Source organism: Romboutsia sp. 1001216sp1, from assembly GCF_039841805.1.
GTDB lineage: Bacteria > Bacillota > Clostridia > Peptostreptococcales > Peptostreptococcaceae > Romboutsia_C > Romboutsia_C hominis.
In genome coordinates this window covers 1-1,155 of record NZ_JBDPHA010000033.1, presented here as the reverse complement: position 1 = coordinate 1,155, position 1,155 = coordinate 1, and the positions used below count along the sequence as shown (strand labels likewise).

General features: G+C 52.3%; 1 rRNA gene (only partly in view). It reads left to right on the top strand.

Going from position 1 to position 1,155, the window contains the following annotated elements:
- A 23S ribosomal RNA gene (locus ABHC41_RS14655) occupies window positions 1–1,155 on the top strand (its annotated part extends 1,433 nt beyond the left edge of the window); the annotation flags it as partial.

Sequence of the window (1,155 nt, the reverse complement as noted above, 5' to 3'; positions counted from 1 at the left end):
ATTGGATGGCCGCAGAGAATAGGCCCAAGCGACTGTTTACCAAAAACACAGGTTTCTGCTAAGTCGCAAGACGATGTATAGGAGCTGACGCCTGCCCGGTGCTGGAAGGTTAAGGGGATCTGTTAGGAGTAATCCGAAGCAGTGAACTTAAGCCCCAGTAAACGGCGGCCGTAACTATAACGGTCCTAAGGTAGCGAAATTCCTTGTCGGGTAAGTTCCGACCCGCACGAAAGGCGTAACGATTTGGGCACTGTCTCAACAATAGACTCGGTGAAATTGTAATCCCGGTGAAGATGCCGGGTACCTGCGACAGGACGGAAAGACCCCATGGAGCTTTACTGTAGCTTGACGTTGGGTCTTGGTACTACATGTACAGGATAGGTGGGAGACTATGAAGCATGGACGCCAGTCTGTGTGGAGTCATCCTTGGGATACCACCCTTGTAGTACTGGGATCCTAACCAGAGGCCTTGAATCAGGTCTTGGGACACCGTCAGGTGGGCAGTTTGACTGGGGCGGTCGCCTCCCAAAAAGTAACGGAGGCGCTCAAAGGTTTCCTCAGCACGGTCGGAAATCGTGCGAAGAGTGTAAAGGCAAAAGGAAGCTTGATTGCAAGACATACAGGTCGAGCAAGGACGAAAGTCGGACTTAGTGATCCGGTGGTTCCGCATGGAAGGGCCATCGCTCAACGGATAAAAGCTACCCTGGGGATAACAGGCTTATCTCCCCCAAGAGTCCACATCGACGGGGAGGTTTGGCACCTCGATGTCGGCTCATCACATCCTGGGGCTGTAGTAGGTCCCAAGGGTTGGGCTGTTCGCCCATTAAAGTGGTACGCGAGCTGGGTTCAGAACGTCGTGAGACAGTTCGGTCCCTATCCGTCGCAGGCGTAGGAAATTTGAGGAGACCTGTCCTTAGTACGAGAGGACCGGGATGGACGTACCTCTGGTGTACCAGTTGTTCTGCCAAGGGCATGGCTGGGTAGCTATGTACGGAATGGATAAGCGCTGAAAGCATCTAAGCGCGAAGCCAACTTCAAGATAAGATTTCCCACCGTAAGGGTAAGACCCCAGGAAGACTACCTGGTTGATAGGTCGAAGGTGTAAGTGCAGTAATGTATTTAGCTTATCGATACTAATAGGTCGAGGACTTGACC